Annotated in this window: 23 protein-coding genes; 10 read left to right on the forward strand and 13 right to left on the reverse strand. The window is 71.7% G+C overall.

Annotated elements, in window-relative coordinates:
* Positions 1-52 precede the first annotated feature (52 nt).
* From ACWEQL_RS29120 to ACWEQL_RS29130, 3 genes are all read right to left on the reverse strand, one after another.
* Positions 53-436, reverse strand: coding sequence for an ATP-binding protein (locus tag ACWEQL_RS29120; protein WP_452153312.1), 384 nt, complete (start codon positions 434-436; stop codon positions 53-55).
* A 207-nt stretch (positions 437-643) separates the two neighbouring features.
* On the reverse strand, positions 644-1,786 hold the full coding sequence (locus ACWEQL_RS29125; protein ID WP_452153313.1) for an adenosine deaminase: 1,143 nt from the start codon (positions 1,784-1,786) through the stop codon (positions 644-646).
* Between the two features lie 138 nt (positions 1,787-1,924).
* A complete protein-coding gene (locus tag ACWEQL_RS29130) occupies positions 1,925-2,875 on the reverse strand; it encodes a LysR family transcriptional regulator (RefSeq protein ID WP_452153314.1) in 951 nt (316 codons plus the stop codon).
* Between the two features lie 107 nt (positions 2,876-2,982).
* Here ACWEQL_RS29130 and ACWEQL_RS29135 point away from each other — a divergent pair, with 107 nt between their 5' ends.
* Both ACWEQL_RS29135 and ACWEQL_RS29140 read left to right on the forward strand, forming a co-directional pair.
* A complete protein-coding gene (locus tag ACWEQL_RS29135) occupies positions 2,983-4,296 on the forward strand; it encodes an MFS transporter (protein ID WP_452153315.1) in 1,314 nt (437 codons plus the stop codon).
* Entirely contained in the window at positions 4,293-4,847 is a 555-nt protein-coding gene (locus ACWEQL_RS29140) for a Uma2 family endonuclease (RefSeq protein WP_452153316.1), read from the forward strand. The genes ACWEQL_RS29135 and ACWEQL_RS29140 overlap by 4 nt, the downstream gene beginning before the upstream one ends.
* Positions 4,848-4,874: 27 nt before the next feature.
* On the opposite strand, the gene ACWEQL_RS29145 is transcribed toward ACWEQL_RS29140, so the two are convergent.
* The 8 genes from ACWEQL_RS29145 to ACWEQL_RS29180 form a co-directional block, all read right to left on the reverse strand.
* Entirely contained in the window at positions 4,875-6,152 is a 1,278-nt protein-coding gene (locus ACWEQL_RS29145; RefSeq protein ID WP_452153317.1) for a thymidine phosphorylase, read from the reverse strand.
* Between the two features lie 116 nt (positions 6,153-6,268).
* Entirely contained in the window at positions 6,269-6,661 is a 393-nt protein-coding gene (locus ACWEQL_RS29150) for a cytidine deaminase (RefSeq protein WP_452153318.1), read from the reverse strand.
* On the reverse strand, positions 6,658-7,923 hold the full coding sequence (locus ACWEQL_RS29155; RefSeq protein ID WP_452153319.1) for an ABC transporter permease: 1,266 nt from the start codon (positions 7,921-7,923) through the stop codon (positions 6,658-6,660). Before ACWEQL_RS29155 ends, ACWEQL_RS29150 begins: the two co-directional genes overlap by 4 nt.
* The gene (locus ACWEQL_RS29160) at positions 7,920-9,080 is read right to left on the reverse strand and encodes an ABC transporter permease (protein WP_452153320.1); all 1,161 of its coding nucleotides are present in this window, start codon (positions 9,078-9,080) and stop codon (positions 7,920-7,922) included. The genes ACWEQL_RS29155 and ACWEQL_RS29160 overlap by 4 nt, the downstream gene beginning before the upstream one ends.
* Before the next feature lie 4 nt (positions 9,081-9,084).
* Positions 9,085-10,656 (reverse strand): ABC transporter ATP-binding protein, encoded by a 1,572-nt coding sequence (locus ACWEQL_RS29165; protein WP_452153333.1) that lies wholly within the window; start codon positions 10,654-10,656, stop codon positions 9,085-9,087.
* Between the two features lie 337 nt (positions 10,657-10,993).
* Positions 10,994-12,064 carry a BMP family lipoprotein gene (locus ACWEQL_RS29170; RefSeq protein WP_452153321.1) on the reverse strand — a complete coding sequence of 357 codons (1,071 nt, stop codon included), beginning with the start codon at positions 12,062-12,064 and terminating at the stop codon, positions 10,994-10,996.
* Positions 12,065-12,354: 290 nt separating this feature from the next.
* On the reverse strand, positions 12,355-13,608 hold the full coding sequence (locus ACWEQL_RS29175) for an amidohydrolase (RefSeq protein ID WP_452153322.1): 1,254 nt from the start codon (positions 13,606-13,608) through the stop codon (positions 12,355-12,357).
* 202 nt (positions 13,609-13,810) lie between these two features.
* Entirely contained in the window at positions 13,811-15,400 is a 1,590-nt protein-coding gene (locus tag ACWEQL_RS29180; protein WP_452153323.1) for an acyl-CoA mutase large subunit family protein, read from the reverse strand.
* 234 nt (positions 15,401-15,634) lie between these two features.
* Here ACWEQL_RS29180 and ACWEQL_RS29185 point away from each other — a divergent pair, with 234 nt between their 5' ends.
* The 3 genes from ACWEQL_RS29185 (at position 15,635) to ACWEQL_RS29195 (ending at position 18,878) form a co-directional block, all read left to right on the forward strand.
* Positions 15,635-16,375 carry an SDR family oxidoreductase gene (locus ACWEQL_RS29185; RefSeq protein WP_452153324.1) on the forward strand — a complete coding sequence of 247 codons (741 nt, stop codon included), beginning with the start codon at positions 15,635-15,637 and terminating at the stop codon, positions 16,373-16,375.
* Between the two features lie 68 nt (positions 16,376-16,443).
* Positions 16,444-18,081 (forward strand): alpha/beta hydrolase, encoded by a 1,638-nt coding sequence (locus ACWEQL_RS29190; protein ID WP_452153325.1) that lies wholly within the window; start codon positions 16,444-16,446, stop codon positions 18,079-18,081.
* Positions 18,082-18,332: 251 nt separating this feature from the next.
* On the forward strand, positions 18,333-18,878 hold the full coding sequence (locus ACWEQL_RS29195) for a 2-oxo-4-hydroxy-4-carboxy-5-ureidoimidazoline decarboxylase (RefSeq protein ID WP_452153334.1): 546 nt from the start codon (positions 18,333-18,335) through the stop codon (positions 18,876-18,878).
* On the opposite strand, the gene ACWEQL_RS29200 is transcribed toward ACWEQL_RS29195, so the two are convergent.
* Positions 18,875-19,639 (reverse strand): hypothetical protein, encoded by a 765-nt coding sequence (locus ACWEQL_RS29200; protein WP_452153326.1) that lies wholly within the window; start codon positions 19,637-19,639, stop codon positions 18,875-18,877. The genes ACWEQL_RS29195 and ACWEQL_RS29200 overlap by 4 nt on opposite strands.
* 267 nt (positions 19,640-19,906) lie before the next feature.
* Here ACWEQL_RS29200 and sdhC point away from each other — a divergent pair, with 267 nt between their 5' ends.
* The 4 genes from sdhC to ACWEQL_RS29220 are packed head-to-tail and all read left to right on the forward strand — an operon-like array spanning position 19,907 to position 23,358.
* Positions 19,907-20,287, forward strand: coding sequence for a succinate dehydrogenase, cytochrome b556 subunit (gene sdhC, locus ACWEQL_RS29205; protein ID WP_452153327.1), 381 nt, complete (start codon positions 19,907-19,909; stop codon positions 20,285-20,287).
* Between the two features lie 8 nt (positions 20,288-20,295).
* Positions 20,296-20,787 carry a succinate dehydrogenase hydrophobic membrane anchor subunit gene (locus tag ACWEQL_RS29210; RefSeq protein WP_452153328.1) on the forward strand — a complete coding sequence of 164 codons (492 nt, stop codon included), beginning with the start codon at positions 20,296-20,298 and terminating at the stop codon, positions 20,785-20,787.
* A 55-nt stretch (positions 20,788-20,842) separates the two neighbouring features.
* Positions 20,843-22,585, forward strand: coding sequence for a succinate dehydrogenase flavoprotein subunit (gene sdhA, locus ACWEQL_RS29215; protein WP_452153329.1), 1,743 nt, complete (start codon positions 20,843-20,845; stop codon positions 22,583-22,585).
* Positions 22,585-23,358: a succinate dehydrogenase iron-sulfur subunit gene (locus ACWEQL_RS29220; RefSeq protein WP_452153330.1), complete on the forward strand. Its 774-nt coding sequence runs from the start codon at positions 22,585-22,587 to the stop codon at positions 23,356-23,358. Before sdhA ends, ACWEQL_RS29220 begins: the two co-directional genes overlap by 1 nt.
* Positions 23,359-23,448: 90 nt before the next feature.
* Here ACWEQL_RS29220 and ACWEQL_RS29225 read toward each other — a convergent pair whose 3' ends face one another.
* Positions 23,449-23,703, reverse strand: coding sequence for an SCO4848 family membrane protein (locus ACWEQL_RS29225; protein WP_452153331.1), 255 nt, complete (start codon positions 23,701-23,703; stop codon positions 23,449-23,451).
* Between the two features lie 104 nt (positions 23,704-23,807).
* On the opposite strand from ACWEQL_RS29225, the gene ACWEQL_RS29230 reads away from it, so the two are divergent.
* Positions 23,808-24,936, forward strand: a 1,129-nt coding sequence (locus ACWEQL_RS29230) for a D-alanyl-D-alanine carboxypeptidase family protein (RefSeq protein ID WP_452153332.1), incomplete at its 3' end; no start/stop codon positions are given.

The raw sequence follows: 24,936 nt of genomic DNA on the forward strand, positions 1-24,936 counted from the left end.
CCCGCCCCGGGAGTTCCGGGGCGGGCGGCCCTGTCCTGCGTGCGGCCGTGGATCAGCCGCCGAGGCCCGGGATCGGGAGGACGCCGGTCAGGCCGCCGACCGGGGTCTTGTCCAGGCCCGGGATGGACGGGACGGCGCCGCGGGTGGCGGCGTCGGCCACCGGGGCGGACATCGGCTCGGCGGCGGCGGGCACCTCGGCGGCCTGCCCGGCGGCCGGGGTGAGGGTGCCGAGGGTGCTGGAGACCTTGTCGCCGCCCGGCAGCTTGGCCGCGGTCTCGCCCACCGCGCCGGTCACGGCCGGGTTGGTGAGGGCGCCGGTGGGAAGCCCCAGGCCACCGGCGGCGGCGGGAGCCGCGGAGGCGGCGCCGGCGCCGACCGCCGCGATGGCGATGCCGAGGGCCGCGGTGCCGGCGGCCTTGAGAGTGGCCTGCTTCATGAGTTCGTCCCCTTGAGTCCTCGTCTGGCGCCGACTCCGGGCATGGCTCGACGGCCGTTACCCCGTGTCAGCAGTGACTGGCACACCGTAGTGATCGGGTCGCCCGAGGACCAAAGTCCGTTCACTCACACCGGTGAGTAGTGCGATGAAACGCCGAACCCCCGCCCCCTCAACACGGGGGACGGGGGCGCACCGGGCCGGTACGGCTCAGGAGCTGAACAGCCACTCCGCCTTGAGCTCGGCGTAGCCGGGCTTGATGACGTCGTTGATCATCGCCAGCCGCTCGTCGAAGGGCAGGAACGCCGACTTCATCGCGTTCACGGTGAACCACTCCATGTCGGCCAGGGTGTAGCCGAAGGCCTCCACCAGGTGACCGAACTCCCGACTCATGCTGGTGCCGCTCATCAGACGGTTGTCGGTGTTCACGGTGACCCGGAACTTCAGCCGGCTGAGCAGCCCGATCGGGTGCTCGGCGTACGAGGTGGCCGCCGCCGTCTGCAGGTTGGAGGTGGGGCACATCTCCAGCGGGATGCGCTTGTCACGCACGTACGCGGCCAGCCGGCCGAGCTGCACGCTGCCGTCCTCGGCGACCGTGATGTCGTCCACGATGCGCACGCCGTGGCCCAGGCGGTCGGCGCCGCAGCACTGCAGGGCCTCCCAGATGGACGGCAGGCCGAAGGCCTCGCCGGCGTGGATGGTGAAGTGGTTGTTCTCGCCCTTGAGGTAGTCGAAGGCGGCCTGGTGGCGGGTGGGGGGGTACCCCGCCTCGGCGCCCGCGATGTCGAAGCCGACCACGCCCGCGTCGCGGTGGCGGTTGGCCAGCTCGGCGATCTCGGAGGAGCGGGCCGCGTGGCGCATGGCGGTGATCAGGGTGCCGATGCGGATGCGGTGGCCGGCGGCGCGGGCGCTGGCCTCGCCGAGGCGGAAGCCCTCCTGGACCGCGAGGACGACCTCGTCGAGGGTGAGCCCGCCCTCCAGGTGCTGCTCGGGGGCGTAGCGGACCTCGGCGTAGACGACGCCGTCGGCGGCGAGGTCCTCGGCGCAGTCGGCGGCGACCTTGATCAGGGCCTCGCGGGTCTGCATGACGGCGCAGGTGTGCGCAAAGGTCTCCAGGTAGCGGACCAGCGAGCCGGAGTCGGCGGCCTCGCGGAACCACTCGCCGAGTGCCTTGGGGTCGGTGGTCGGGAGGCCCTGGTAGCCGGAGGCGGCGGCCAGCTCGACGATGGTCTCGGGACGCAGCCCGCCGTCGAGGTGGTCGTGCAGGAGCACCTTCGGGGCGCGGGCGATCTGGTCGGGGGTGGGGATCCGGGGGCCGGTGCCCGCGGTGGTGACGGGGATCTGCTTCTCCATTGCGGGAGTGTAGCGCCTACGCGCGTAGACAGGCCACAGTCCGCCCGGCCCGGTCGGCTAAGCGGTGCCGGGAATTCCCCCGGACGGACCAAGGCGGCGAGCCGTACGAGAAACCCCGGCGGCCGCGGACGACCCCGCTCAGTCGTGCTGCAACAGCCGCCCCCGCCGCGCCAGCACGAAGTCCCGGAACGCCGCCACCGGCGGGGTGAACGGCCGCCCGGCCGCCCAGGCCAGGCCGATCGCCCGCCGGGTGCGCGGGGCGGTCACCTCCAGCTCCACCACCCCGGGCCGGGCCACCAGCCCCGGCGGCAGCAGGGCGACACCCAGCCCGGCCGCGACCAGGCCGCGCAGCGTCTCGGTGTCCTCCCCCTCGAAGGCGACCTTCGGGGCGAACCCGGCCTCCGCGCAGAAGCCGTCCGTGATCAGGCGAAGCCCGTACCCGGAACCGACCGCCACGAACGACTCCTCGGCGACCTCGGCCAGCCGGATCCGCCGCCGGCCGGCCAGCCGGTGGTCGGCGGGGACGGCCAGGTAGAGCCGCTGCTCGTCCAGCGGGCGGGTGACCAGCGCCGGGTCGTCCGGCAGCGGGGAGACCAGGCAGAGGTCCAGCTCCCCGGCGCGCAGCCGCTCCAGCATCGCGGCGACGTGGTCCTGCACCAGCTGGAACCGCACCTGCGGGTGGCCCGCCCGGAAGCCCCGCAGCAGCGCCGGCACCGCGTCCGTCCCCATGGTGTGCAGGAAGCCGAAGGCCACCCGCCCGGTCGCCGGATCCGCCTCGGCCCGGACCGCCTCGGCGCCGCGCTCCAGTTCGGCGAGCGCCCGCTCCACCGAGGCCAGCAGCATCCGGCCGGCCCGGGTCAGCCGGACCGTACGGCCCTGACGGGCCAGCAGGGCGACGCCCAGCTCCTCCTCCAGCCGGGCCACCGCGCGGGACAGCGTCGGCTGCGGCACGGCCAGCAGCGCCGCCGCCCGGGTGACGTGCTCCAGCCGCGCGACGGCGGCGAACTGGGCGAGCCGGGGTGCGAGTTGGGTGGCCGCCAGATCCGGCCCGAGCTCCGCCAGGCGGGGGATGTCCCCGGTCTCCGTCACACTTCCTCCACCCTCGCGGCCGCCACCAGTGCTGATACCCAGGCGCATCGATTATCGACGATTCATGCATTGGACGCATCAGCCGACGCGGTCCTAACGTCGGTGCCATGCAGCCCTCCAGTACCAGGGCATCCGTGACCGTTCCGGATGCCCTCGCCCAGCCGTTCCCCCGTCCGCGCGCCGACGACCGCCTGCGTGCCGACGACCGACTGCGCTCCGGACAGCGCGACTTCCGCCGCGCCAACCTCGCGCTGTTCGCCGCCGGGATCGCGACCTTCGTCCTCCTCTACTCCACCCAGGGCCTGCTGCCGGTCCTCTCCGCCGACCTCGACCTGACCCCGGGCCAGGCCAGCTGGACGGCCTCCGCGGCCACCCTCGGCCTGGCCGTCGCGCTGCTGCCGGCCAGCGCGCTCTCCGACCGGTACGGGCGCACCGCCGTGATGACGGCCTCCGTGCTCGCCGCCTCGGTGCTCGCGCTCGCCCTGCCGTTCGCCCCCGACCTCGGCACCCTGGTCGCGTTGCGCGCCCTCCAGGGCGCGGCGCTCGCCGGGCTGCCGGCCACCGCGATGGCGTACCTGGCCGAGGAGGTCCACCCGAGCGCGCTGGCCTCGGCGATGGGCCTGTACGTGGCGGGCAACAGCATCGGCGGCATGGGCGGCCGGCTGGTCTCCGGCTGGACGGCCGCCGGCTTCGGCTGGCGCTGGGGGCTGGCCGTCTCCGCCGCGCTCGCGCTGCTGGCGGCGCTGGCGTTCCGGCTGCTGATCCCGGCCGCCCGCCACTTCACCCCGGCCGCGGTGGACGCCCGCGCGCTCGCCCGGACCGTCGGCGGGCACCTGCGCAACCCGCTGCTGGTGCGGCTGTACCTGCTGGGGATGCTCTTCATGGCGGTCTTCGGCGCCGTCTACACCACCGTCGGCTACCGGCTGATCGGCGCGCCCTTCCACCTGCCGGAGTCGGCGGCCGCCTCGATCTTCGTGGTCTACCTGGTCGGCACCGGCACCTCGGCGGCCGCCGGACGCCTCTCCGGGCGCCTCGGCCGGCGCGGCGCGCTGTACGTCTCCATCGCCGTCACCGCGGCCGGGCTGCTGCTCTCGCTCGCCGGTTCGCTGCTGTGCGCGCTGCTCGGTCTGGTGCTGATCACCGCCGGCTTCTTCGCGGGCCACGCCACCGCGTCCTCCGCGGTCGGCCGCACCGCCACGAGCGGCCGCGCCCAGGCCTCCGCGCTCTACCTGATCGCCTACTACCTGGGCAACAGCCTCGGCGGCACCCTGGGCGCCGACGCCTACCACTCCACCGGCTGGTCCGGCGCCGCCGCCGTCGGCCTCACCGCCATGACCCTGGCCGCCGGCGTCACCCTCCTGGGTACCCGCCAGGCCATCACCGCCCGCCGGGCGGTGGCCGTCGATACACTCCGGACATGAGCATCGACCCTGCCACGTACGCCAGGCTGCGCGAGATCGCCGACCGGTTGCCGCAGGTGCCGGGGATAGGGAAGGTCGAGATCGCGGACGGCGAGATCGTCATGATGATGTCACCGGTCAGGCGGCACGAGCTCGCCGTCCTCCGGGTCGCCCGTCAGCTCAACCACCAGTTGCCGGCAACCCATCCCGGGTACATCGCTCACCCGGGAGCCGACCTGGAGGACGTCGGTCTGGGGCGGCTACGCTGCCCGGACCTCATGGTCTTCGCGGAGAAGGCGCTGGAGTCCGAGCAGCCTGCGCTCCTCCCCCATGAGGTGCTCCTGGTCGTCGAGGTCGTCTCCCGGTCGAACCCGGAGAACGACTACCACGGCAAGGTCCGCGACTACTCGGCCATGGGCATTCCGCTCTACCTGCTCATCGACCCACGCAAGGGCACCGGCATCGTGCACGACGAGCCCGGCTACACCTCGCGCACGGAGTTCGCCTTCGGCGACACGGTCGCCGTGGGCCCATGGAGCCTCGACACCAGCGGCCTGCTCACGTACGCCTGACCGGGCGTACGTGAGCAGGGGCGGACGTCACGCGATGCGGTCGAGGACGATCGGGTTCGGGGTGAACGCGGTGCCGGCCGGGGCGACGGTGATGCCGCCGGCCAGGGCCTCGATCGCGTAGTCGAAGCGCTCGGGGGTGTCGGTGTGCAGGGTCAGCAGGGGCTGGCCGGCCACGACGGTGTCGCCGGGCTTGGCGTGCATCTCGACGCCGGCGCCGGCCTGGACCGGGTCCTCCTTGCGGGCGCGGCCGGCGCCCAGGCGCCAGGCGCAGACGCCGACGGCGTAGGCGTCCAGCCCGGTGAGGACGCCGGAGGCGGGGGCGGGGATGACGTGCTGCTCGCGGGCGACCGGGAGGGGGGCGTCGACGTCGCCGCCCTGGGCGGCGATCATGCGGCGCCAGTGGTCCATCGCGGAGCCGTCGCGCAGGGCGTCGGCCGGGTCCTTGCCGTGGACGCCGGCCGCGGCCAGCATCTCGCGGGCGAGCGCCAGGGTCAGCTCGACCACGTCGGCGGGGCCGCCGCCGGCCAGCACCTCGACCGACTCGCGGACCTCCAGCGCGTTGCCGGCGGTCAGGCCGAGCGGGGTGGACATGTCGGTGAGCAGGGCGACGGTGTTGACGCCGGCGGTGGTGCCGAGGCCGACCATGGTGCGGGCGAGCTCGCGGGCGTCGTCGAGGTTCTTCATGAAGGCGCCGGAGCCGACCTTGACGTCGAGCACCAGGGCGCCGGTGCCCTCGGCGATCTTCTTGGACATGATCGAGGAGGCGATCAGCGGGATCGCCTCGACGGTGCCGGTGACGTCGCGCAGCGCGTACAGCTTCTTGTCGGCGGGGGCCAGGCCGTCGCCGGCCGCGCAGATGACGGCGCCGGCGGTGCGCAGGACGTCCATCATCTCGTCGTTGGAGAGCAGGGCGCGCCAGCCGGGGATGGACTCCAGCTTGTCGAGGGTGCCGCCGGTGTGGCCGAGGCCGCGGCCGGACAGCTGCGGGACGGCGGCGCCGCAGGCGGCGACCAGCGGGGCGAGCGGCAGGGTGATCTTGTCGCCGACGCCGCCGGTGGAGTGCTTGTCGCTGGTGGGCAGCGGCAGCGCGGAGAAGTCCATCCGCACGCCGGAGCGGATCATCGCGTCCGTCCAGCGGCTGATCTCGCGCGGCTGCATGCCGTTCAGCAGGATCGCCATGGCCAGGGCGGACATCTGCTCGTCGGCGACCTCGCCGCGGGTGTAGGCGTCGATCACCCAGTCGATCTGAGCGTCGCTCAGCTCTCCGCGGTCGCGCTTGGTCCTGATGACGGAGATGGCGTCCATGGGTTCTCCAAGAGGGGTGTGAAAAGCGAAGAGTGTCGCGAACCGGCCGGGTTTCGGCCCACTCGCGACACTCTACGCGCGTAACTGAATCAAAGACCAGAGCCGCTCCGAGGAGCTCAGAGCCGCTCCGGCCCGAACGCGTCCGGCAGGACCTCGCTCATCGGCCTGACCCCGGAGGGCAGCTCGACCAGCAGGTCCGGCCCGCCGTGCTCGTACAGCAGCTGGCGGCAGCGGCCGCACGGCATCAGCAGTCCGCCCTCGCCGTCCACGCAGGTGAAGGCGACCAGCCGGCCACCGCCCCCGGCGTGCAGGGCGGAGACCAGACCGCACTCGGCGCACAGGCCGATGCCGTACGAGGCGTTCTCCACGTTGCAGCCGGTGACCACCCGGCCGTCGTCCACCAGCGCGGCGGCCCCGACCGGGAAGCGGCTGTACGGGGCGTACGCGTGGGTCATCGCCTCGCGCGCGGCCGTCCGCAGCCGCTCCCAGTCCACCACCGGAGCCGTCACTTGTCCTGGCCCTTGCGGTAGATCTGACCGTCGGCCGCCGGCGGACGCAGTCGCTGCGAGGCCAGCGCGAGCACCACCAGGGTGATCACGTACGGCGTGGCGACGATCAGCGGGCGCTGGATCTCGTCGGTGGTGGCGTACCAGGTGGCCAGGCCGCCGGCGACCACGAAGGAGATGATCGCGGAGCGGATGTTGCGGCGGTACAGCTGCCAGACCGCCAGCAGCGCCATCGCGATGGCGACGATGAGGACCAGCACGTGCACCGACTCCGGGTCGCGCAGCTGGAGGCTGTCGGTGAAGCCGAACAGACCGGCGCCCATGGCGAGACCGCCGGGCATCCAGTTACCGAAGATCATCGCGGCGAGGCCGATGAAGCCTCGGCCCAGGGTCTGGCCGTCCTTGTAGAAGTGCGCGGCGACCAGCGAGAGGTACGCGCCACCGAGGCCGGCGAAGGCACCGGAGGCGATGACCGCCAGGTACTTGTACTTGTAGACGTTGACGCCCAGCGACTCGGCGGCGGTCGGGTTCTCACCGCAGGAGCGCAGCCGCAGGCCGAAGGTCGTGCGCCACAGCACGAAGTAGGTCATCACGATCAGCGCGGCCGCCAGCAGCACGACCACGGAGACCTTGGTGACCAGACCGCCGAGCACGCCGGCGATGTCGGAGACCAGGAACCAGTGCTCGTTCTCGATGTCCTTGAGCCCGGTCGACAGGCCCGGGATGGTGATCAGCGGCAGCGAATCGGCCGGCGGGGACTGGTTGGCACCGGCACCCACCGAGATGTAGTCGCGGTAGTAGATGCGGTTGACGTACGCGCAGATGCCGGGGATCAGCAGGTTGACGCCGACACCGGAGACGATGTGGTCGACGCCGAAGGTGACGGTGATGACCGCGTGCAGCAGGCCGCCGAGCGCGCCGCCCGCCATACCGGCCAGCAGGCCGACCCAGGGGTTGACCAGGTAACCGGCCCAGGCGCCGCAGAAGGTGCCGGCGACCATCATGCCTTCGAGGCCGATGTTGACCACGCCGGCCCGCTCGGACCAGAGACCGCCCAGACCGGCCATGCCGATCGGCACGGCGGCGCCGAGCGCGGCGGTGATCTGGCCGGAGGAGGTCAGCGAGTGGTTGCCGGTGGCCATGCCCACGGCGGAGAAGAGGACCAGGGCGCCCGCGATCAGCAGCAGCACCACCGGCCAGGACATCTTGCGCTTCTTGGCGGGAGCGCCCGGCGTCTTCGCACGGGCTGCGGTGGCCGTACTCATGCGGACACCTCCTTCTTCTGGTTGGCCGCGGCCTGGGCGGCGAGCTCGGCGCCCACCTTCTGCTGCTGGCGCTTGAGGCCGTAGCGGCGCACCAGCTCGTAGGCGACCACGACGCAGATGACGATGGTGCCCTGCATGACCTGGACGATCTCGAACGGGAAGCTGCCGTTCTGGGGCAGCGGCAGCTGGGCACCGGTGGCGTCCAGGAAGGCGAACAGCAGGGCCGAGAAGGCCATGCCGATCGGGCTGTTGCGGCCGAGCAGCGCGACCGAGATGCCCAGGAAGCCGAGGCCGGCCTGGAAGCTCTGGCCGAAGTAGTACGAGTTCTGCAGCAGCTCCGGCAGGCCGATCAGACCGGCGAGACCGCCGGAGACCAGCATGCTGATGATCACCATGCGCTTGACGTTGACGCCCGACGCGGTGGCCGCGGACTCCGAGCGGCCGGTGGCGCGCAGGTCGAAGCCGAAGCGGGTGCGGGTCAGGGTGAACTGGAAGGCCGCGCCGACCAGGACGGCGACGAAGATGAAGCCCCACAGGGCGCCACCGGCCGTCTCGATCGCGAAGAAGTGGCTGGACTCCGAGACCGGGTTGGTCTGGATCGCGTTGCTGGTGGTGCCCTTCTCCGGCGCGAAGATGCCGGGGACCAGCAGCAGACCGACCACGGCGGTCGCGATGGCGTTCAGCATGATGGTCGAGATGACCTCGCTGACGCCGCGGTAGACCTTGAGCAGACCGGCGATGCCGGCCCACATGCCACCGACCAGCATGGCGGTGATCAGCAGCAGCGGGATCTGGATGACCGACGGCAGGTCGAGCTGGCCGCCGACGAAGGCGGCGAACAGCGCGGCGAGCTTGTACTGGCCCTCGACACCGATGTTGAAGAGGTTCATCCGGAAGGCGAAGGCGGCGGCCGCGGCGGCCAGGTAGTAGGTGGTCGCCCGGTTGAGGACCGCCACCTGCCCGTCCGACTTGGTGCCGTACGTGATCATCACGTCCCAGGCTTCGAACGGGTTCTTGCCCGAGGTCGCCAGCAGCACCGAGCAGATGGTCACCGAGAGCAGGACCGCGAGCACCGGAGCCGCGAGGCCCAGGGCGATCTTCTCCAGGTCGAACCGCTGCGAGAGGCCGCGCTTGGCGACGGGGTTGGGACTGGTCATGTGGTTACTCCCCCGCCTTCGGGTCGGCGGTGTCGGTGGGGGCGTCGCCGCCCGTCGCGGCGTCATCGGGCGTGCCGTCCTCGGGCGCGGGGTGCGCGGGCGCGGACTCGGTGCCCTCGGCGGCGAGGGCCTGTGCCTCGGCGACGGCCTCGGGCGCGGACTCGATGTGGCCCGCCGCCGCACCGGTCATCGCGGTGCCCAGGTCCTCGGCGGTGACGGTGGCCGGGTCGGCGTCGGCGACCAGACGGCCGCGGTAGATCACCCGGATGGTGTCGGAGAGGCCGATCAGCTCGTCGAGGTCGGCCGAGATCAGCAGCACGGCGAGGCCCTGGCGCTGGGCGACCCGGATGTGCTCCCAGATCTGCGCCTGCGCGCCGACGTCCACACCGCGGGTGGGGTGGGCCGCGATCAGCAGCTTGGGCTTGTGGGCCATCTCGCGGCCGATGATCAGCTTCTGCTGGTTGCCGCCGGAGAGCGACGCGGCGGTGACCTCGATGCCGGGGGTGCGGACGTCGAACTCCTCGACGATCCGCTGGGTGTCCTTGCGGGCGCCGGCGGGGTCGAGCAGCACGCCCTTGGAGTTGGGGACCTCGGTGACGTGGCCGAGGATGCGGTTCTCCCAGAGCGGGGCCTCCAGCAGCAGGCCGTGCCGGTGGCGGTCCTCGGGGATGTAGCCGATGCCGGCCTCGCGGCGGGCGCGGGTCTGCGTGCCGGACAGGTTCTTGCCGTCCAGGGTCACGGTGCCGGCGTCCAGCGGGAGCATGCCCATGATGGCCTCGACCAGTTCGGCCTGGCCGTTGCCCTCGACACCGGCGATGCCCAGGATCTCGCCCTTGCGGATCTTCAGCGAGATGTCGTCGAGCACCACGCGCTCGATGCCCTCGGCGTCGGTCTTGGCGATCCGCAGGCCGTCGACGTTCAGCATCTCGTTGATGGTGACGGTCGACTCGCGGGTCTCCGGCGAGGGCAGCTCGGCGCCGACCATCAGCTCGGCGAGCTGGCGGGCGGTGACGCTCTTCGGGTCGGCGTCGCCGACCGTGGTGCCGCGGCGGATGACGCTGATCGCGTCGGCCACCGACAGCACCTCGTGCAGCTTGTGCGAGATGAAGATGACGGTGACGCCCTCGGACTTCAGCTCACGCAGGTTGTCGAAGAGCGCGTCGACCTCCTGCGGCACCAGGACGGCGGTGGGCTCGTCCAGGATCAGGATCTTGGCCCCGCGGTAGAGCACCTTGAGGATCTCGACGCGCTGGCGGTCGGCGACCCCGAGGTCCTCGACCAGCGCGTCCGGGCGCACGCCCAGGCCGTACTGGTCGGAGATCTCCTTGATCTTCGCCTTTGCCTTCGCTCCTATCCCGTGCAGCTTCTCGCCGCCCAGGACGACGTTCTCCCACACGGTGAGGTTGTCGGCGAGCATGAAGTGCTGGTGCACCATGCCGATGCCGCGCGCGATGGCGTCACCCGGGGTGTTGAACTCGCACGGCTCGCCGTTGATCGCGATGGTGCCCTCGTCCGGCTTCTGCATGCCGTAGAGGATCTTCATCAGCGTCGACTTGCCGGCGCCGTTCTCACCCATCAGGGCGTGCACGGTCCCGGTGCGGACGGTCAGGTTGATGTCGTGGTTGGCCACGACGCCCGGGAAACGCTTGGTGATGCCGCGCAGTTCGACGGCCGGTGTCGCCGTCCCCGCGCTGGGGGTACCGCCCTTGTTCAGGGCGGGATCGGATGCGGTGATGGCGGTCTCCTGGTGGTCTGGAGGCGCGTCGTTGCGCTGGAGGGCCAAGAAATGCGGTGGGGGACGGGACGGGGCCCGGGGGTACGCATTGAGCGCACCCTTCCGGGCCCCTCCCTGATGCTGCGTCAATCATCGCGCTGCCGGGCAGGTGGCAGCGGTAGCGACGTTCGGTACGGCCTTACGGGGCGACGGGGACCTGGATCTTGCCGTCCTTGATCCCGGTCGCGGCCTCGTTGATCTTGCCCTGGATGTCGTCGATCTTGCCGCCGGTGGTGGCGAGCGACAGACCCTCGGCCTTCAGGTCGAAGTTCTTGGTGCCGGTGATCGGCTGACCGTCCTTGACCGACTTGATGTACGAGTACACCGCGTTGTCGACGTTCTTCACCATCGAGGTCATGATGACGTTCTTGTACTTCGCCAGGGCCGGCTGGGTGGCCTGGTCGGAGTCGACACCGATGGCCAGGGCGCCCGGGACGTTGGAGACGGCCTCGATCGAGCCGTTGCCGGAGGAGCCGGCCGCGGCGTAGATGACGTCGGCCTTCTTGTCCAGCTGGCCCTGCGCGGCCTCCTTGCCCTTGTCGGGCGAGTTGAAGCCGGAGAAGTCCGGGGGCGTGGTGAGGTAGGTGGTCTCGATCTGGATGTTCGGGTCGATCGAGCGGGCGCCCGCCTTGTAACCGGCCTCGAACTTCTTGATCAGCTCGGACTGCACACCGCCGATGAAGCCGATGTGGTGGTTCTTCGACTTGAGGGCGGCGGCCACACCGGCCAGGTAGGAGCCCTCCTGCTCGGCGAAGACCAGCGAGGTGACGTTCGTCGGCTGGGTCTGCGAGGCGGAGTCGATGATCGCGAACTTGACGTTCGGGTTGTCCTTGGCGACCTTCTCGACGGCGGCCTGGTACACGAAGCCGACCGCGATGACCGGGTTGTAGCCGGAGGCCACCAGGTTCTTGAGGCGGGTCTCCTTGTCGGCCTCGGCCTCGCCGGTCTTGGCGTCGGCCTCGAGGATGCTGACGCCGAGCTCGTTCTTGGCCTTGTCGAGACCGCGGGCGGCGGAGTCGTTGAACGACTGGTCGCCACGGCCGCCGATGTCGTACGCCATACCGACCTTGAGGCCGCCGGCCGAGCCGGAGGCACCGGCGGAAGCGGTGCTGCTGTTGGTGTCAGTGCTCTTTGCGCCGCAAGCGGCGAGCGAGGCGATGCCCAGGGAACCCGAGAGCACAACCGCGGCGAGCTTAGTTGAACGGCGCAAGGGAGTATCTCCTTCTCACACGCACCCGTTTAGCGTGGTCGGACGCCACCGTAACGCGCGTAGAACACGGTTGTGTCACGGTCCGCCGGAGCATTCGGGTTGTTATCAAACCGTGGTCTCCACGGCTCGCCCGACACTCCGGGCCGCACGCGAACGGCGGTTCGAAACTGGCGCCACCCAGTCTACGTACCTGGAGATAAAGGGAAGATTCCGACAAACCGGGCAGTAAGGGCCGTTAGGCCCCTTCCGGCCGCCGGCCCCCTCCGGCCCCCAGTCCCCTCCGCCCCCGCTCAGACCGCTTCCGGGTCCAGCGCCAGCGCGGTGAACAGCTCCACCCCGACCGCGATCGCCCGCTCGTCCACGTCGAAGCGGCCCTGGTGCAGGTCCCGCACCGCGGTGTCGCCCGGCACCCGCACGCCCAGGCGGGCCAGCGCGCCGGGGGCGTGCTCCAGGTACCAGGAGAAGTCCTCGCCGCCCAGGCTCTGCTCGGTGTCCTCGACCACCGTCCGGCCGTCCTGCCCGAAGCGGGCCGTCATCGCGGCCTCCAGCAGGGCCACCGAGACCGCCTCGTTGACCACCGGCGGCACGCCCCGGTGGTAGTCGATGGTCCACTTCGCCCGGTGCACCTCGGCCAGCTTGGAGGTCAGCTCGTGCAGCAGGTCCGGTGCCTCGCGCCAGCCCTCCAGCTCCAGGCAGCGGACGGTGCCCTCCAGCTCGGCGTGCTGCGGGATCACGTTCGGCGCGGAACCGGCGGCGATCCGGCCCCAGACCAGGCTGACGCCCCAGCGCGGGTCCATCCGGCGGGCCAGCGCCGCCGGCAGCTCGGCGGCCAGCCGGGCGATCGCGGTGACCAGGTCGGTGGTCAGGTGCGGACGGGCGGTGTGCCCGCCGGGGCCGTCCAGGTGCAGCACCAGGCGGTCGCAGGCCGAGGTGATCGCCCCGGTGCGCAGCCCGATCCGGCCGACCTCCACCTTGGGGTCGCAGTGCACCGCGAAGATCCGCTCGACGCCGTCCATGCCGCCGGCCTTGATGGTGTCCAGCGCGCCGCCGGGCATGACCTCCTCGGCCGGCTGGAAGAACAGCCGCACCGGCCGGCGCAGCTCACCGCTGCGGGCCGCCTCGGCCAGCACCAGCCCGGTGCCCAGCACGACGGAGGTGTGCACGTCGTGCCCGCAGGCGTGGGCCCGGCCCGGGACGGTCGAGCGGTACGGGACGTCCGTCTTGGCGTCGTCGATCGGCAGCGCGTCGATGTCCGCCCGGAAGGCCAGGAACCCGGTGCCCTCGGGCGTGCCGGGCGGCACGATGTCCACGATCAGCCCGGTGCCGCCGGGCAGCACCCGGGGGGTGAGGCCGGCCGCCTCCAGGCGGTCGCGCAGCAGGCCGGTGGTGCGGAACTCCTGTCGGCCCAGCTCCGGGTGCCGGTGCAGATCGCGGCGGAAGGCGATCAGCTCGGCCTCGAACCCTCCGATCCGGGCCCGCAGGTCGGCGACGGGACGGTCAGCGGTGAGGGTGGCCGCCTGCTGGGCGGGCTGAGGACGGTTCATCTCAACAAGGGTAGGCCCGTGCGGGGGATTTGGCCCGGCTTCCAGAAAATCAGTCCCCGGATGGGCGCATACCGGCCGGACAGGTGGGTATGACATTTCGTTTCAGCCGCCTTCCCGGGGGTGCCTGCCCTGTCCAACGATCATCGGCGGCCCCGGTCACGGGCCGGTGCGCGGAGCCCCGGCCCGGCCGGACGACGCCGCCTCAGAAGCGCTCGACCGGCGTGTAGGTGCCCCACACCTCGCGCAGCGCGTCGCACACCTCGCCGACCGTGGCCCGGGCGGCCAGCGCCTCCTTCATGGGGTACAGCACGTTGTCCCGGCCCCCGGCGGCCGCGCGCAGCGCGCCCAGGGCCCGCGCGACCGCGGAACCGTCGCGCTCCGCGCGCAGCCGGGCCAGCCGCTCGGCCTGCCGCGCCTCGATCGCCGGGTCCACCCGCAGCGGCTCGTACGGCTCCTCCGCCGCCAGCTGGAAGCGGTTGACGCCGACCACGGTGCGCTCGCCGCTGTCGGTCTCCTGCTGGATCCGGTACGCGGTGCGTTCGATCTCGGACTTCTGGTGGCCCCGCTCGATCGCCGCCACCGCGCCGCCCATCTCCTCGACCTTCCCCATCAGGGCGAGCGCGGCGGCCTCCACCTCGTCGGTCATCGCCTCCACCACGTACGAGCCGGCGAAGGGGTCGACGGTGGCGGTGACGTCGGTCTCGTACGCGAGCACCTGCTGGGTGCGCAGCGCGAGCCGGGCGGACTTCTCGGTGGGCAGCGCGATGGCCTCGTCGAAGCTGTTGGTGTGCAGCGACTGGGTGCCGCCGAGGACGGCGGCCAGGGCCTGGACGGAGACCCGGACCAGGTTGACCTCGGGCTGCTGGGCGGTGAGCTGCACCCCGGCGGTCTGGGTGTGGAAGCGCAGCATCTGCGACCTGGGGTTCCGGGCCCCGAACTCCTCGCGCATCACCCGCGCCCAGATCCGGCGGGCGGCCCGGAACTTCGCGACCTCCTCCAGCAGGGTGGTGCGGGAGACGAAGAAGAAGGAGAGCCGGGGCGCGAAGTCGTCCACGTCCATGCCGGCGGCGACCGCGGTGCGCACGTACTCGATGCCGTTGGCGAGGGTGAAGGCGATCTCCTGCGCGGGGTTCGCCCCGGCCTCGGCCATGTGGTAGCCGGAGATCGAGATGGTGTTCCACCGGGGGATCTCCGCCCGGCAGTACCGGAAGACGTCCGCGACCAGCCGCAGTGAGGGCTTCGGCGGGAAGATGTACGTGCCGCGGGCGATGTACTCCTTCAGCACGTCGTTCTGGATGGTGCCGGTGAGCCGGCCCGGCGGGACGCCCTGGGCCTCGCCGACCAGTTGGTAGAGCAGCAGGAGCAGGCCGCCGGGGGCGTTGATGGTCATCGAGGTGGAGACCTCGCCCAGCGGGATGCCGCCGAACAGGACGCCCATGTCCTCGACGCTGTCGACGGCCACGCCGACCTTGCCGACCTCGCCGGCCGCGACCGGCGCGTCCGAGTCGTAGCCCATCTGGGTGGGCAGGTCGAAGGCCACCGAGAGGCCCGTGGTGCCGTTGGCGATCAGCTGCTTGTAGCGGGCGTTGGACTCGGCCGCGGTGCCGAAGCCGGCGTACTGACGCATCGTCCAGGGCCGGCCGGTGTACATCGTCGGGTGGACGCCGCGGGTGTAGGGGTACTCCCCCGGCTCCCCGAGGCGCTCCCGCGGGTCCCAGCCGGCGAGGGACTGCGGCCCGTACAGGGGCTCGATCGGGAAGCCCGACTCGGTGCGGCGCGGCTCGGCTGCCACGGGATCCTCCGGGGGTGTGAGGGAGCGGGGGCCGGGGAGGGGGAGCTCGCCCGGCTGACGCACGGTCAGCTGATCCCGCAATCTAACGGGCGCCGCCCCGGGACGGCCGGTGCCACGGCGTCGCCCGGCGGGCGGGGGTTCGAAGACGGGCCCCGGGACCCTCCGCACGGGGTGAACGGGCGATCCATTGAGATGATCGGACCACCGACCGAAGTGATACCCAAGGGAGTGGCGATGACCGAGCAGAAGGTGGCCGTGGTCACCGGGGCGAGCAGCGGGATCGGCGCGGCGACCGCGCGCCGGCTCGCGGACGAGGGCTTCGACGTGGTGCTCACCGCGCGGCGCACCGAGCGGATCGAGGAGCTGGCCAAGGAGATCGGCGGGCGCGCCCACACCCTGGACGTCACCGACCGGGCCGCCGTGGACGCCTTCGCCGCGGAGATCGGCCGGGTCGACGTGCTGGTCAACAACGCCGGCGGCGCGATCGGCGCGGAGACGGTGGAGAACGGCGACCCGGCCGACTGGCTGGCCATGTACCAGGTGAACGTGCTCGGCGTGCTGCACATGACCCAGGCGCTGCTGCCCGCCCTGCGCGCGAGCGGCGACGGCACCGTCCTGGTGCTCTCCTCCACCGCCGCGCTCGCCGCCTACGAGGGCGGCGGCGGCTACGTGGCCGCCAAGCACGCCGCGCACACCATCGCGGCGACGCTGCGCCTGGAGCTGTGCGGGGAGCCGATCCGGGTGATCGAGATCGCGCCGGGCATGGTGAAGTCCGAGGGCTTCGCGGTCACCCGCTTCCGGGGCGACGAGGAGAAGGCGGCGGCCGTGTACGCGGGCGTGGCCGAGCCGCTGACCTCGGAGGACATCGCCGACACCGTCGCCTGGGCGGTCACCCGGCCCTCGCACGTCAACATCGACCTGCTGGTGGTGCGCCCGCGCGCCCAGGCCGCCAACCACAAGGTGCACCGGGCCTGACGCCGCCCCGGGGCGGGCGGCCCGGATAAGAGTTCGAACACGTCACCCCCGGGTGATACACGTGTGCGATGAGATCTTTCCGGGCCGCCCGCCCGCGCGTCCTGCTGACCGCCCTCGCGGCCGGCACCCTGCTGTTCGCGACCTCCTGCGAGAACGGCGACCGGCCCGCCGCCCAGGACCGGGCCGCGAGCACCACCGGCACCACCGGCACCACCGCCACACCGACGCCCACCGCCAAGCCCACCGGGGCCGACGACCCGGCGCTGAAGTCCTTCTACGGCCAGCAGATAGCCTGGGCCGCCTGCCCGGCCGACCCGAAGGCCAAGAACGTCGACCTGTCCGCCACGCAGTGCGGCAAGCTGCACGTCCCCCTCGACTACGCCAACCCCACCGCCGACGCCCTCGACATCGCCCTGATCAAGCTCCCGGCCACGAAGCCGGACCAGCGGGTCGGCTCGCTGATGATCAACCCCGGCGGTCCCGGCGGCTCCGGCGTCGAGATGCTCAAGAACGACATCGACGGCTTCGGCGCCCTGCACGACCGCTTCGACATCATCGGCTTCGATCCCCGTGGCACCGGCGCGAGCTCGCCCGTGGTCTGCTACGACGACAAGCAGCGCGACGCCCACGCCCAGACGGACGACCCGGCCGACCCGCAGGTCCGCAAGGCGCAGCAGGAGAAGAACACCGCGGAATACGTGGCCGCCTGCCAGGCGAAGTCCGGCAGGCTGCTGCCGTTCGTCGGCACCCGCAACGCCGCCCGCGACCTGGACGTGCTGCGCGGAGCCGTCGGCGACAAGAAGCTCCACTACCTGGGCGTCTCCTACGGCACCTACCTCGGCTCGGTCTACGCCGAGGAGTTCCCCGGGAACGTCGGCCGGCTGGTCCTGGACGCCGCCGTCAACCCGACCGACGACGGCCTGGCCCACAGCATCGACCAGCAGATCGGCTTCGAGAAGTCGTTCGGGCGCTTCGCCGTGGACTGCGTGCGCAACCACCCCACCGAGTGCCCGCTCGGCACGGACCCGGACTCGGCCGCCAAGAAGGCCGCCGACTACCTGGACAGCCTGCGTGAGAAGCCGCTGACCACCAAGGACGGCCGCAAGCTCGGCCGGGACCTCGCCTGGACCGGCGCCCTCAGCCTCCTCTACGGCGACGAGAAGACCGCCTGGAAGTACCTGCGCGCGGCGCTCGGCTGGGCCATGGTGCGCGACAAGGGCGACATGCTGCTCGCCTTCGCCGACGCCTACAACGGCCGCGACGAGACGGGCCACTACGACCCGAGCCAGCCGGCCTTCACCGCCATCCGCTGCGCCGACGGCGCCACCCCCGCGCCGACCCCCGAGAGGGCACAGGCCGCGGTGACCAGGCTCAAGGCCGAGGCTCCGCTGTTCAGCCGGGACGTGAGCGCGGACGACTTCACCCGGGCCCAGTGCGCCGACTGGCCGTACAAGACGCCGGAGAAGCCGCGCGTCATCCGCGCCGAGGGCGCCGCCCCGATCCTGGTGGTCGGCACCACCGGCGACCCGGCCACCCCCTACGCCTCGGCCGAGGCGCTCGCCAAGGGCTTCGCGAGCGCGACCCTGCTGACCCTGGTCGGCGAGGGCCACGGCGCGTTCGGCAAGGACAACACCTGCATCGACAGGGCCCTGGAGGGCTACCTGATCGAGGGCACCATGCCGGCCGCCGGGACCCGCTGCTCCTGACGCAGGAGGGGGCGCTCGACGGGCGCGCTTAGCAGACGAAGATGGGGAGGGCGCTGACGCTCAGGTGTCAACGTCACAACTTGATAGCTCGATCGAGTGAATTCGGCGTGCGCCCTCCCCAACTGATGACCGCTCAACTACCGTTGAGCCGCCGCCGGGCGGACGAATCCGCGCCGTTCAGCGGCCCCATACTTCAGCTGCTCCGTTCCCCTTCCCACCGGCACCTTCCCGCCCTCAACGAGGAGGACCCGCTGGCCAGCGACATCCCGTCTCAGCGGCTCGACCCCCGATTCGAACCGACCCTCCTCGGGTTGCACCGTTTCAACGAGGCCGACGCCGGCGCCGCCGAGGAGGCCCTCCTCGCCTGTTGCGGCAGCCACCGGTGGGCCCTGCGGCTCACCGCCCACCGTCCCTATCCCGACATAGAGTCCCTGCGCGCCGCCGCCAGCGAGGCCTCGTACGACCTGCGTCCGGCCGACCTGGCCGAGGCGCTGGCGGACGAGAGCTGGATGCCGCAGCCGCTCCTCGGCATGCGCGCACCCGGCAGCCAGGCGGCGCACACCGCGCTGCGGGCGGCCCACGCCGCGTACGAGGCCAGGTTCGGTCACGTGTTCGTGGTCTGCCTGGACGGCGTGGTCCCGGAGGAGATGCTCGACACCGTGCTCTCCTCCATCCGCACCCGACTGGCCAACGAGCCGGACGAGGAGCGGCTGGTCGCGGCGGACGAACTCCGCCGGATCGCGCTCACCCGTCTGGAGCACCTGGTCGCCACCCACACCGGGGCCGGCGCCCGCTAGCCAGAGGCCGTCAGCACGGCGCGGAGCCGGGCCACCTGCTGCCGGACGATCCGTTCGTCCGGGTCGGCGGCCCGCTCCGCGCCGACGCCGACGGTGCTGAACACCACCAGCACCGGGCCGACCCTCACCAGCACCGCCCGCTGGGAGAGCGTCACCGTCCCCGATTCATTCGTGAGGGTGAACCCGGTCGCCGCGTCGGCTCCCCCGGGGGTGGGCGTGTCGTGCCGGCTCGTCCGGTGCCGGGCGCGGACCTCCTTCCGGGCCCCGTCCGACGGCGGCCCCGGCGCGGTCGAGGTGAAGCTCCCGCACCGGCCCAGCAGTCCCTCCAGCTCCCCCTGCAGCCCGGCGGCCCGCCCGCCCCGGAAGGCGAGCAGCCCGCCGTAGACGCTCCCGCGCGGGTCCACCGCCCGCGCCACGCTCAGCCCGGTCCGCGCGTACGGCCCGTCGGCGCCGGCCGAGGGCCCGGTGGCCGGGGTCATCACGTCCAGCAACGGCTGGCAGACCGGCAGGTCGGAGGCCTCCCGCCCGCCGCCCCCGGCGGTCTCCCCGTGGCCGGGCTTCAGCACCGTCACCGTGTAGCCGGGCCCGAGGTCCGCGTCGGTGACCGCCGCCGACCGCAGCTGTTCCGCCGAGGGCTCGCGGGCCGCCCGGGCCCGGTCCGTGGAGGGGGCGACCGTGGTGCAGCCGGCCGCGGCGCTGCCGAGCGCCAGCAGCAGCGCGCAGAGCGGGGCGAGGGCAGGGAGGGGCGGACTCAGGGGCACGGGGGCCTCGGCAGGGTGTCGCCGGCGGGGCCGGGAGGGGGAAGGGCCGCCACCGTAGCGCAGCCCGGCGCTCACTCACCGTAGCCATCGCGGCTCCGGTTCCCGTTCCGCTAGGCCAGTCGTGCCTGATTGATCACACCTGGGGGCCCCGGAGGCGGTTCCCGACAGCGCGTCGATAGGATGCTGGCGGCCGGTGGACCGTACCCGGCCGGGCTGACCGACACCGAAGCCGGCCGAGCCCCCAATCCGCTTCCGGAGGGTTTTTCCGTGCCGGCTGGAACGCTGTACCGCGGCCGGGAAGGCATGTGGAGCTGGGTGGCTCATCGAGTCACCGGCGTCCTCATCTTCTTCTTCCTGTTCGCCCATGTCCTGGACACCGCGCTGGTGCGGGTGTCGCCCGAGGCGTACGACACCGTCATCCAGACGTACAAGACGCCGCTCGTGAACCTGATGGAGTACGGCCTCACGGCCGCCATCCTGTTCCACGCCCTCAACGGCCTGCGCGTCGTCGCCGTGGACTTCTGGTCCAAGGGCCCGAAGTACCAGAAGCAGATGCTCTGGACCGTCGTCGGGGTGTGGGTCGTCCTGATGGCCGGCGCCTTCTACCCGATCCTCGAGCACACGCTGATCTCCTGGTTCGGAGAGTGATCTGAGACATGTCCACGGAAATCTCCGACGCCCTGGTGGTCCCCTCCGCCCAGGCGCACACCGGTAAGGGCCTGGGCACCGGCAACCCCGCCGACGCCTTCGTCATCGAGCCGGCCCGCCAGCGGTCCAAGAAGACCCCGCGCCGCACCCGCACCAACTTCGAGATGCTGGCGTGGCTGTTCATGCGCCTGTCCGGCATCGTCCTGGTGGTGCTGATCCTCGGCCACCTGACGATCATGCTGGTGATCGACGGCGGCGTCTCCCGGATCGGCTTCGCCTTCGTGGCCGGCCGTTGGGCCTCGCCGTTCTGGCAGACCTGGGACCTCCTGATGCTCTGGCTCGCCATGCTCCACGGCGCCAACGGCATGCGGACCGTCATCAACGACTACGCCGAGAAGGACTCCACCCGGCTCTGGCTGAAGGGCCTCATGGGCGCCGCCACGGTCTTCACCGTGCTCCTCGGCACCCTGGTGATCTTCACCTTCGACCCCAACATCTGAGCCGCGAGCACCCACATCGGACATCGGCAGAGGCCAGAGGCGAGTTAGAACCCCCATGCAGATTCACCAGTACGACACCGTCATCGTCGGCGCGGGCGGCGCCGGCATGCGCGCGGCCATCGAGTCGACCCAGCGCAGCCGTACCGCCGTGCTGACCAAGCTCTACCCCACCCGGTCCCACACCGGCGCGGCCCAGGGCGGCATGTGCGCCGCCCTCGCCAACGTCGAGGAGGACAACTGGGAGTGGCACACCTTCGACACGGTCAAGGGTGGTGACTACCTGGTCGACCAGGACGCCGCCGAGATCATGTGCAAGGAGGCCATCGACGCCGTCCTCGACCTGGAGAAGATGGGCCTGCCCTTCTCCCGGACCGAGCAGGGCCGCATCGACCAGCGCCGCTTCGGCGGTCACTCCCGCAACCACGGCGAGGCCCCGGTCCGCCGTTCCTGCTACGCGGCCGACCGCACCGGTCACATGATCCTCCAGACGCTGTTCCAGAACTGCGTCAAGCACGGCGTCGAGTTCTTCAACGAGTTCTACGTCCTCGACCTGCTCATCAACGAGGGCAAGACGGCCGGCGTCGTCGCGTACGAGCTCGCCACCGGCGAGATCCACGTCTTCCAGGCCAAGTCGGTCGTGTTCGCCTCCGGCGGCACCGGCAAGTTCTTCAAGGTCTCCTCCAACGCCCACACCCTCACCGGTGACGGCCAGGCCCTGGTGTACCGCCGCGGCCTGCCGCTGGAGGACATGGAGTTCTTCCAGTTCCACCCGACGGGCATCTGGCGCATGGGCATCCTCCTCACCGAGGGCGCCCGCGGCGAGGGCGGCATCCTGCGCAACAAGCACGGCGAGCGCTTCATGGAGAAGTACGCGCCGGTCATGAAGGACCTCGCGTCCCGTGACGTCTGCTCCCGCGCGATCTACACCGAGATCCGCGAGGGTCGCGGCTGCGGTCCGGACGGCGACCACGTCTACCTGGACCTCACCCACCTGCCCCCGGAGCAGCTGGACGCCAAGCTCCCGGACATCACCGAGTTCGCCCGCACGTACCTCGGCATCGAGCCCTACACGGACCCGATCCCGATCCAGCCCACCGCGCACTACGCCATGGGCGGCATCCCGACCAACGTCGAGGGTGAGGTGCTGCGCAACAACACGGACATCGTCCCGGGCCTGTACGCGGCCGGCGAGGTCGCCTGCGTCTCGGTGCACGGCGCCAACCGCCTGGGCACCAACTCGCTGCTGGACATCAACGTGTTCGGCAAGCGCGCGGGCATCGCCGCGGCCGACTACGCGCAGACGGTGGGCTTCACCGAGCTGCCCGAGAACCCGGCCGAGAAGGTCCAGGCCCTGGTCGACGGCCTGCGCGAGTCCACCGGCACCGAGTCCGTGGCGCAGATCCGCAAGGAGCTGCAGGAGACCATGGACGCCAACGCCATGGTCTACCGCACCGGTGCCACCCTGAAGCAGGCGGTCGAGGACATCGCCGCCCTGCGGGAGCGCTACAAGAACGTCTCCATCCAGGACAAGGGCTTCCGTTACAACACGGACCTGCTGGAGGCCGTCGAGCTGGGCAACCTGCTCGACCTGGCCGAGGTGCTGGCCGTCTCCGCGCTGGCCCGCGAGGAGTCGCGCGGCGGTCACTACCGCGAGGACTTCCCGACGCGTGACGACGTGAAGTTCATGCGACACACCATGGCGTACCAGGAGGTTGCCGAGGACGGCACCACCTCGATCCGCCTCGACTACAAGCCGGTCGTGACGACCCGCTACCAGCCGATGGAGCGTAAGTACTGATGAGCACTCCGACCGTGGAGAAGCACTCGGCCGCTCTGGACGCGGTCGAGGCCGGTGGCACCCAGCTGATCACCGTCACCTTCCGGATCCGCCGGTTCAACCCGGAGGAGCACCCGGAGCCGGTGTGGGTGGACTACCAGCTGGAGATGGACCCGAAGGAGCGCGTCCTGGACGCGCTCAACAAGATCAAGTGGGAGCAGGACGGCACCCTCACCTACCGCCGTTCCTGTGCCCACGGCATCTGCGGCTCCGACGCCATGCGGATCAACGGCCGCAACCGGCTGGCGTGCAAGACCCTGATCAAGGACGTCAACCCGGAGAAGCCGATCACGATCGAGGCCATCAAGGGCCTCACGGTCCTCAAGGACCTGGTCGTGGACATGGACCCGTTCTTCCAGGCGTACAAGGACGTCATGCCGTTCCTCATCACCAAGGGGAACGACCCGACCCGCGAGCGCCTGCAGTCCGCCGAGGACCGCGAGCGCTTCGACGACACCACCAAGTGCATCCTGTGCGCCGCGTGCACGTCGTCCTGCCCGGTCTTCTGGAACGACGGCCAGTACTTCGGCCCGGCCGCGATCGTCAACGCGCACCGCTTCATCTTCGACTCGCGCGACGAGGGTGCGGAGCAGCGTCTGGAGATCCTGAACGACCGCGAGGGCGTCTGGCGCTGCCGGACCACCTTCAACTGCTCCGAGGCCTGCCCCCGTGGCATCGAGGTCACCAAGGCGATCCAGGAAGTGAAGCGGGCGCTGGTCACCCGCCGCTTCTGATCCCCTGACACACCGCGAAGGCCCCCGCCCGATCCACCCGGACCGGGCGGGGGCCTTCGCGCGTCCGGCGCGTCCGGCGGGTTACGGGCCCTACCGCTCCGCCGGGCGACGGGCCGCGCGCAGGCCGCGGACGCCGACGAGGCCGACCGTCACGCCGAGGACGAACGAGGTGACGGCGAGCAGCAGGTGGACCCAGAAGAAGGCGGTGGGCTGGGAGTGGTCCCCGCCGGTGAAGGCCTGGCCGCCGGAGTCCTTCCAGAGGTTCTTGACGAAAGTCGTCCAGATGATGATCGACCAGACCCCGAAGGCGGCCAGGAACCAGGACGTGCGGCGGCTGAGCTTCATGCCCCCAGTATGCGCGGGGCCGTTCGGAGCATTGCGGCCCCCTCCCGCGGAGGACGGGCCGGGGGGACCGGACGGTCGCGGCCCGGAGTGGGTACGGTCTGCTGGTGCTCACACGCCGTCAGTTCCCCCATCGCTCGTTCGTACGATCGCTCGCCGCGCTGACCGTGCTCGCCCTGGGCTCGCCGGTGGCGGTCGCGGCGCCCCCGGAGCCTCCGCCGCCGGCCGCGGTCGGTGGGCAGCGGCTCGGCCTGCCCGGGGTGCAGGTCCAGTCGCTGGACGGGGCTCCCGCGCTGCCGGGGGGCCTGACCGGGCTGTCCTGGATCGTGGCCGACGCGGCCACCGGTGAGGTGCTGGCGTCCTACAACCCGCACCGGCAGCTGGCCCCGGCGAGCACCCTGAAGATCCTCTTCGCGGACACCGTGCTGCCCAAGTTCGACCGTGACCTGGTGCACCGGGTGGCCCCGCACGAGATCCAGGGGATCGGCGCAGGCAGCAGCCTGGTCGGGATCAAGGAGGACCTGGACTACCGGGTCGACGACCTGTGGCGCGGGGTCTTCCTGAGCTCCGGCAACGACGCGGTGCACGTCCTGGCCCACATGAACGGCGGGATCGCCAAGACCGTCGCGGAGATGCAGGACCGCGCGGACGCGCTCCAGGCGCACGACACCCGGGTGATCTCCCCCGACGGCTACGACATGGAGGGACAGGTCTCCTCCGCCTACGACCTGACCCTCTTCGCCCGGGCGGGTCTGCGCAGCGCCGACTTCCGGGCGTACTGCGCGACCCGGGACGCGAACTTCCCCGGGGCCTACGACAAGAACACCGGGCAGCGCGGCAGCTTCGGGGTCGCCAACACCAACCGGCTGCTCGGCAAGTACCCCGGGCTGATCGGCGTGAAGAACGGTTTCACCACCAACGCGGGCTCGACCCTGGTGGGCGCCGCCGAACGCGACGGGCGCACCCTGCTGGTGACCGTGATGCACCCGTCGTCGTACCAGAAGGTCTACGACGAGACGGCGGCGCTGCTGGACTGGGGCTTCGCCGCGGCCGGCAAGGTGACCCCGGTGGGCCGGCTGGTGGAGGAGGAGCCGCCGTACCCGGCCGCCACCGAGCCGGTGCCCACCGGCCAGGCGGGCGGCACCGCCGGCCAGCCCGCGCCGCCGCCGGCCCCCACCTCGCCGGCCGCCCGGGCGCAGGAGCCGGTGCGCGAGGACCCGGACGGCATCGGCCACT

Source organism: Kitasatospora sp. NPDC004240, assembly GCF_053603215.1.

Excerpts from the sequence above, each read along its gene's own strand:
- ACWEQL_RS29120 (WP_452153312.1), bottom strand. The coding sequence starts at position 436 with ATGAAGCAGGCCACTCTCAAGGCCGCCGGCACCGCGGCCCTCGGCATC.
- ACWEQL_RS29125 (WP_452153313.1), bottom strand. The coding sequence starts at position 1,786 with ATGGAGAAGCAGATCCCCGTCACCACCGCGGGCACCGGCCCCCGGATC.
- ACWEQL_RS29135 (WP_452153315.1), top strand. The coding sequence starts at position 2,983 with ATGCAGCCCTCCAGTACCAGGGCATCCGTGACCGTTCCGGATGCCCTC.
- ACWEQL_RS29140 (WP_452153316.1), top strand. The coding sequence starts at position 4,293 with ATGAGCATCGACCCTGCCACGTACGCCAGGCTGCGCGAGATCGCCGAC.
- ACWEQL_RS29145 (WP_452153317.1), bottom strand. The coding sequence starts at position 6,152 with ATGGACGCCATCTCCGTCATCAGGACCAAGCGCGACCGCGGAGAGCTG.
- ACWEQL_RS29155 (WP_452153319.1), bottom strand. The coding sequence starts at position 7,923 with ATGAGTACGGCCACCGCAGCCCGTGCGAAGACGCCGGGCGCTCCCGCC.
- ACWEQL_RS29160 (WP_452153320.1), bottom strand. The coding sequence starts at position 9,080 with ATGACCAGTCCCAACCCCGTCGCCAAGCGCGGCCTCTCGCAGCGGTTC.
- ACWEQL_RS29165 (WP_452153333.1), bottom strand. The coding sequence starts at position 10,656 with ATGGGTGAGAACGGCGCCGGCAAGTCGACGCTGATGAAGATCCTCTAC.
- ACWEQL_RS29175 (WP_452153322.1), bottom strand. The coding sequence starts at position 13,608 with ATGAACCGTCCTCAGCCCGCCCAGCAGGCGGCCACCCTCACCGCTGAC.
- ACWEQL_RS29185 (WP_452153324.1), top strand. The coding sequence starts at position 15,635 with ATGACCGAGCAGAAGGTGGCCGTGGTCACCGGGGCGAGCAGCGGGATC.
- ACWEQL_RS29190 (WP_452153325.1), top strand. The coding sequence starts at position 16,444 with ATGAGATCTTTCCGGGCCGCCCGCCCGCGCGTCCTGCTGACCGCCCTC.
- ACWEQL_RS29210 (WP_452153328.1), top strand. The coding sequence starts at position 20,296 with ATGTCCACGGAAATCTCCGACGCCCTGGTGGTCCCCTCCGCCCAGGCG.
- sdhA (WP_452153329.1), top strand. The coding sequence starts at position 20,843 with ATGCAGATTCACCAGTACGACACCGTCATCGTCGGCGCGGGCGGCGCC.
- ACWEQL_RS29220 (WP_452153330.1), top strand. The coding sequence starts at position 22,585 with ATGAGCACTCCGACCGTGGAGAAGCACTCGGCCGCTCTGGACGCGGTC.
- ACWEQL_RS29225 (WP_452153331.1), bottom strand. The coding sequence starts at position 23,703 with ATGAAGCTCAGCCGCCGCACGTCCTGGTTCCTGGCCGCCTTCGGGGTC.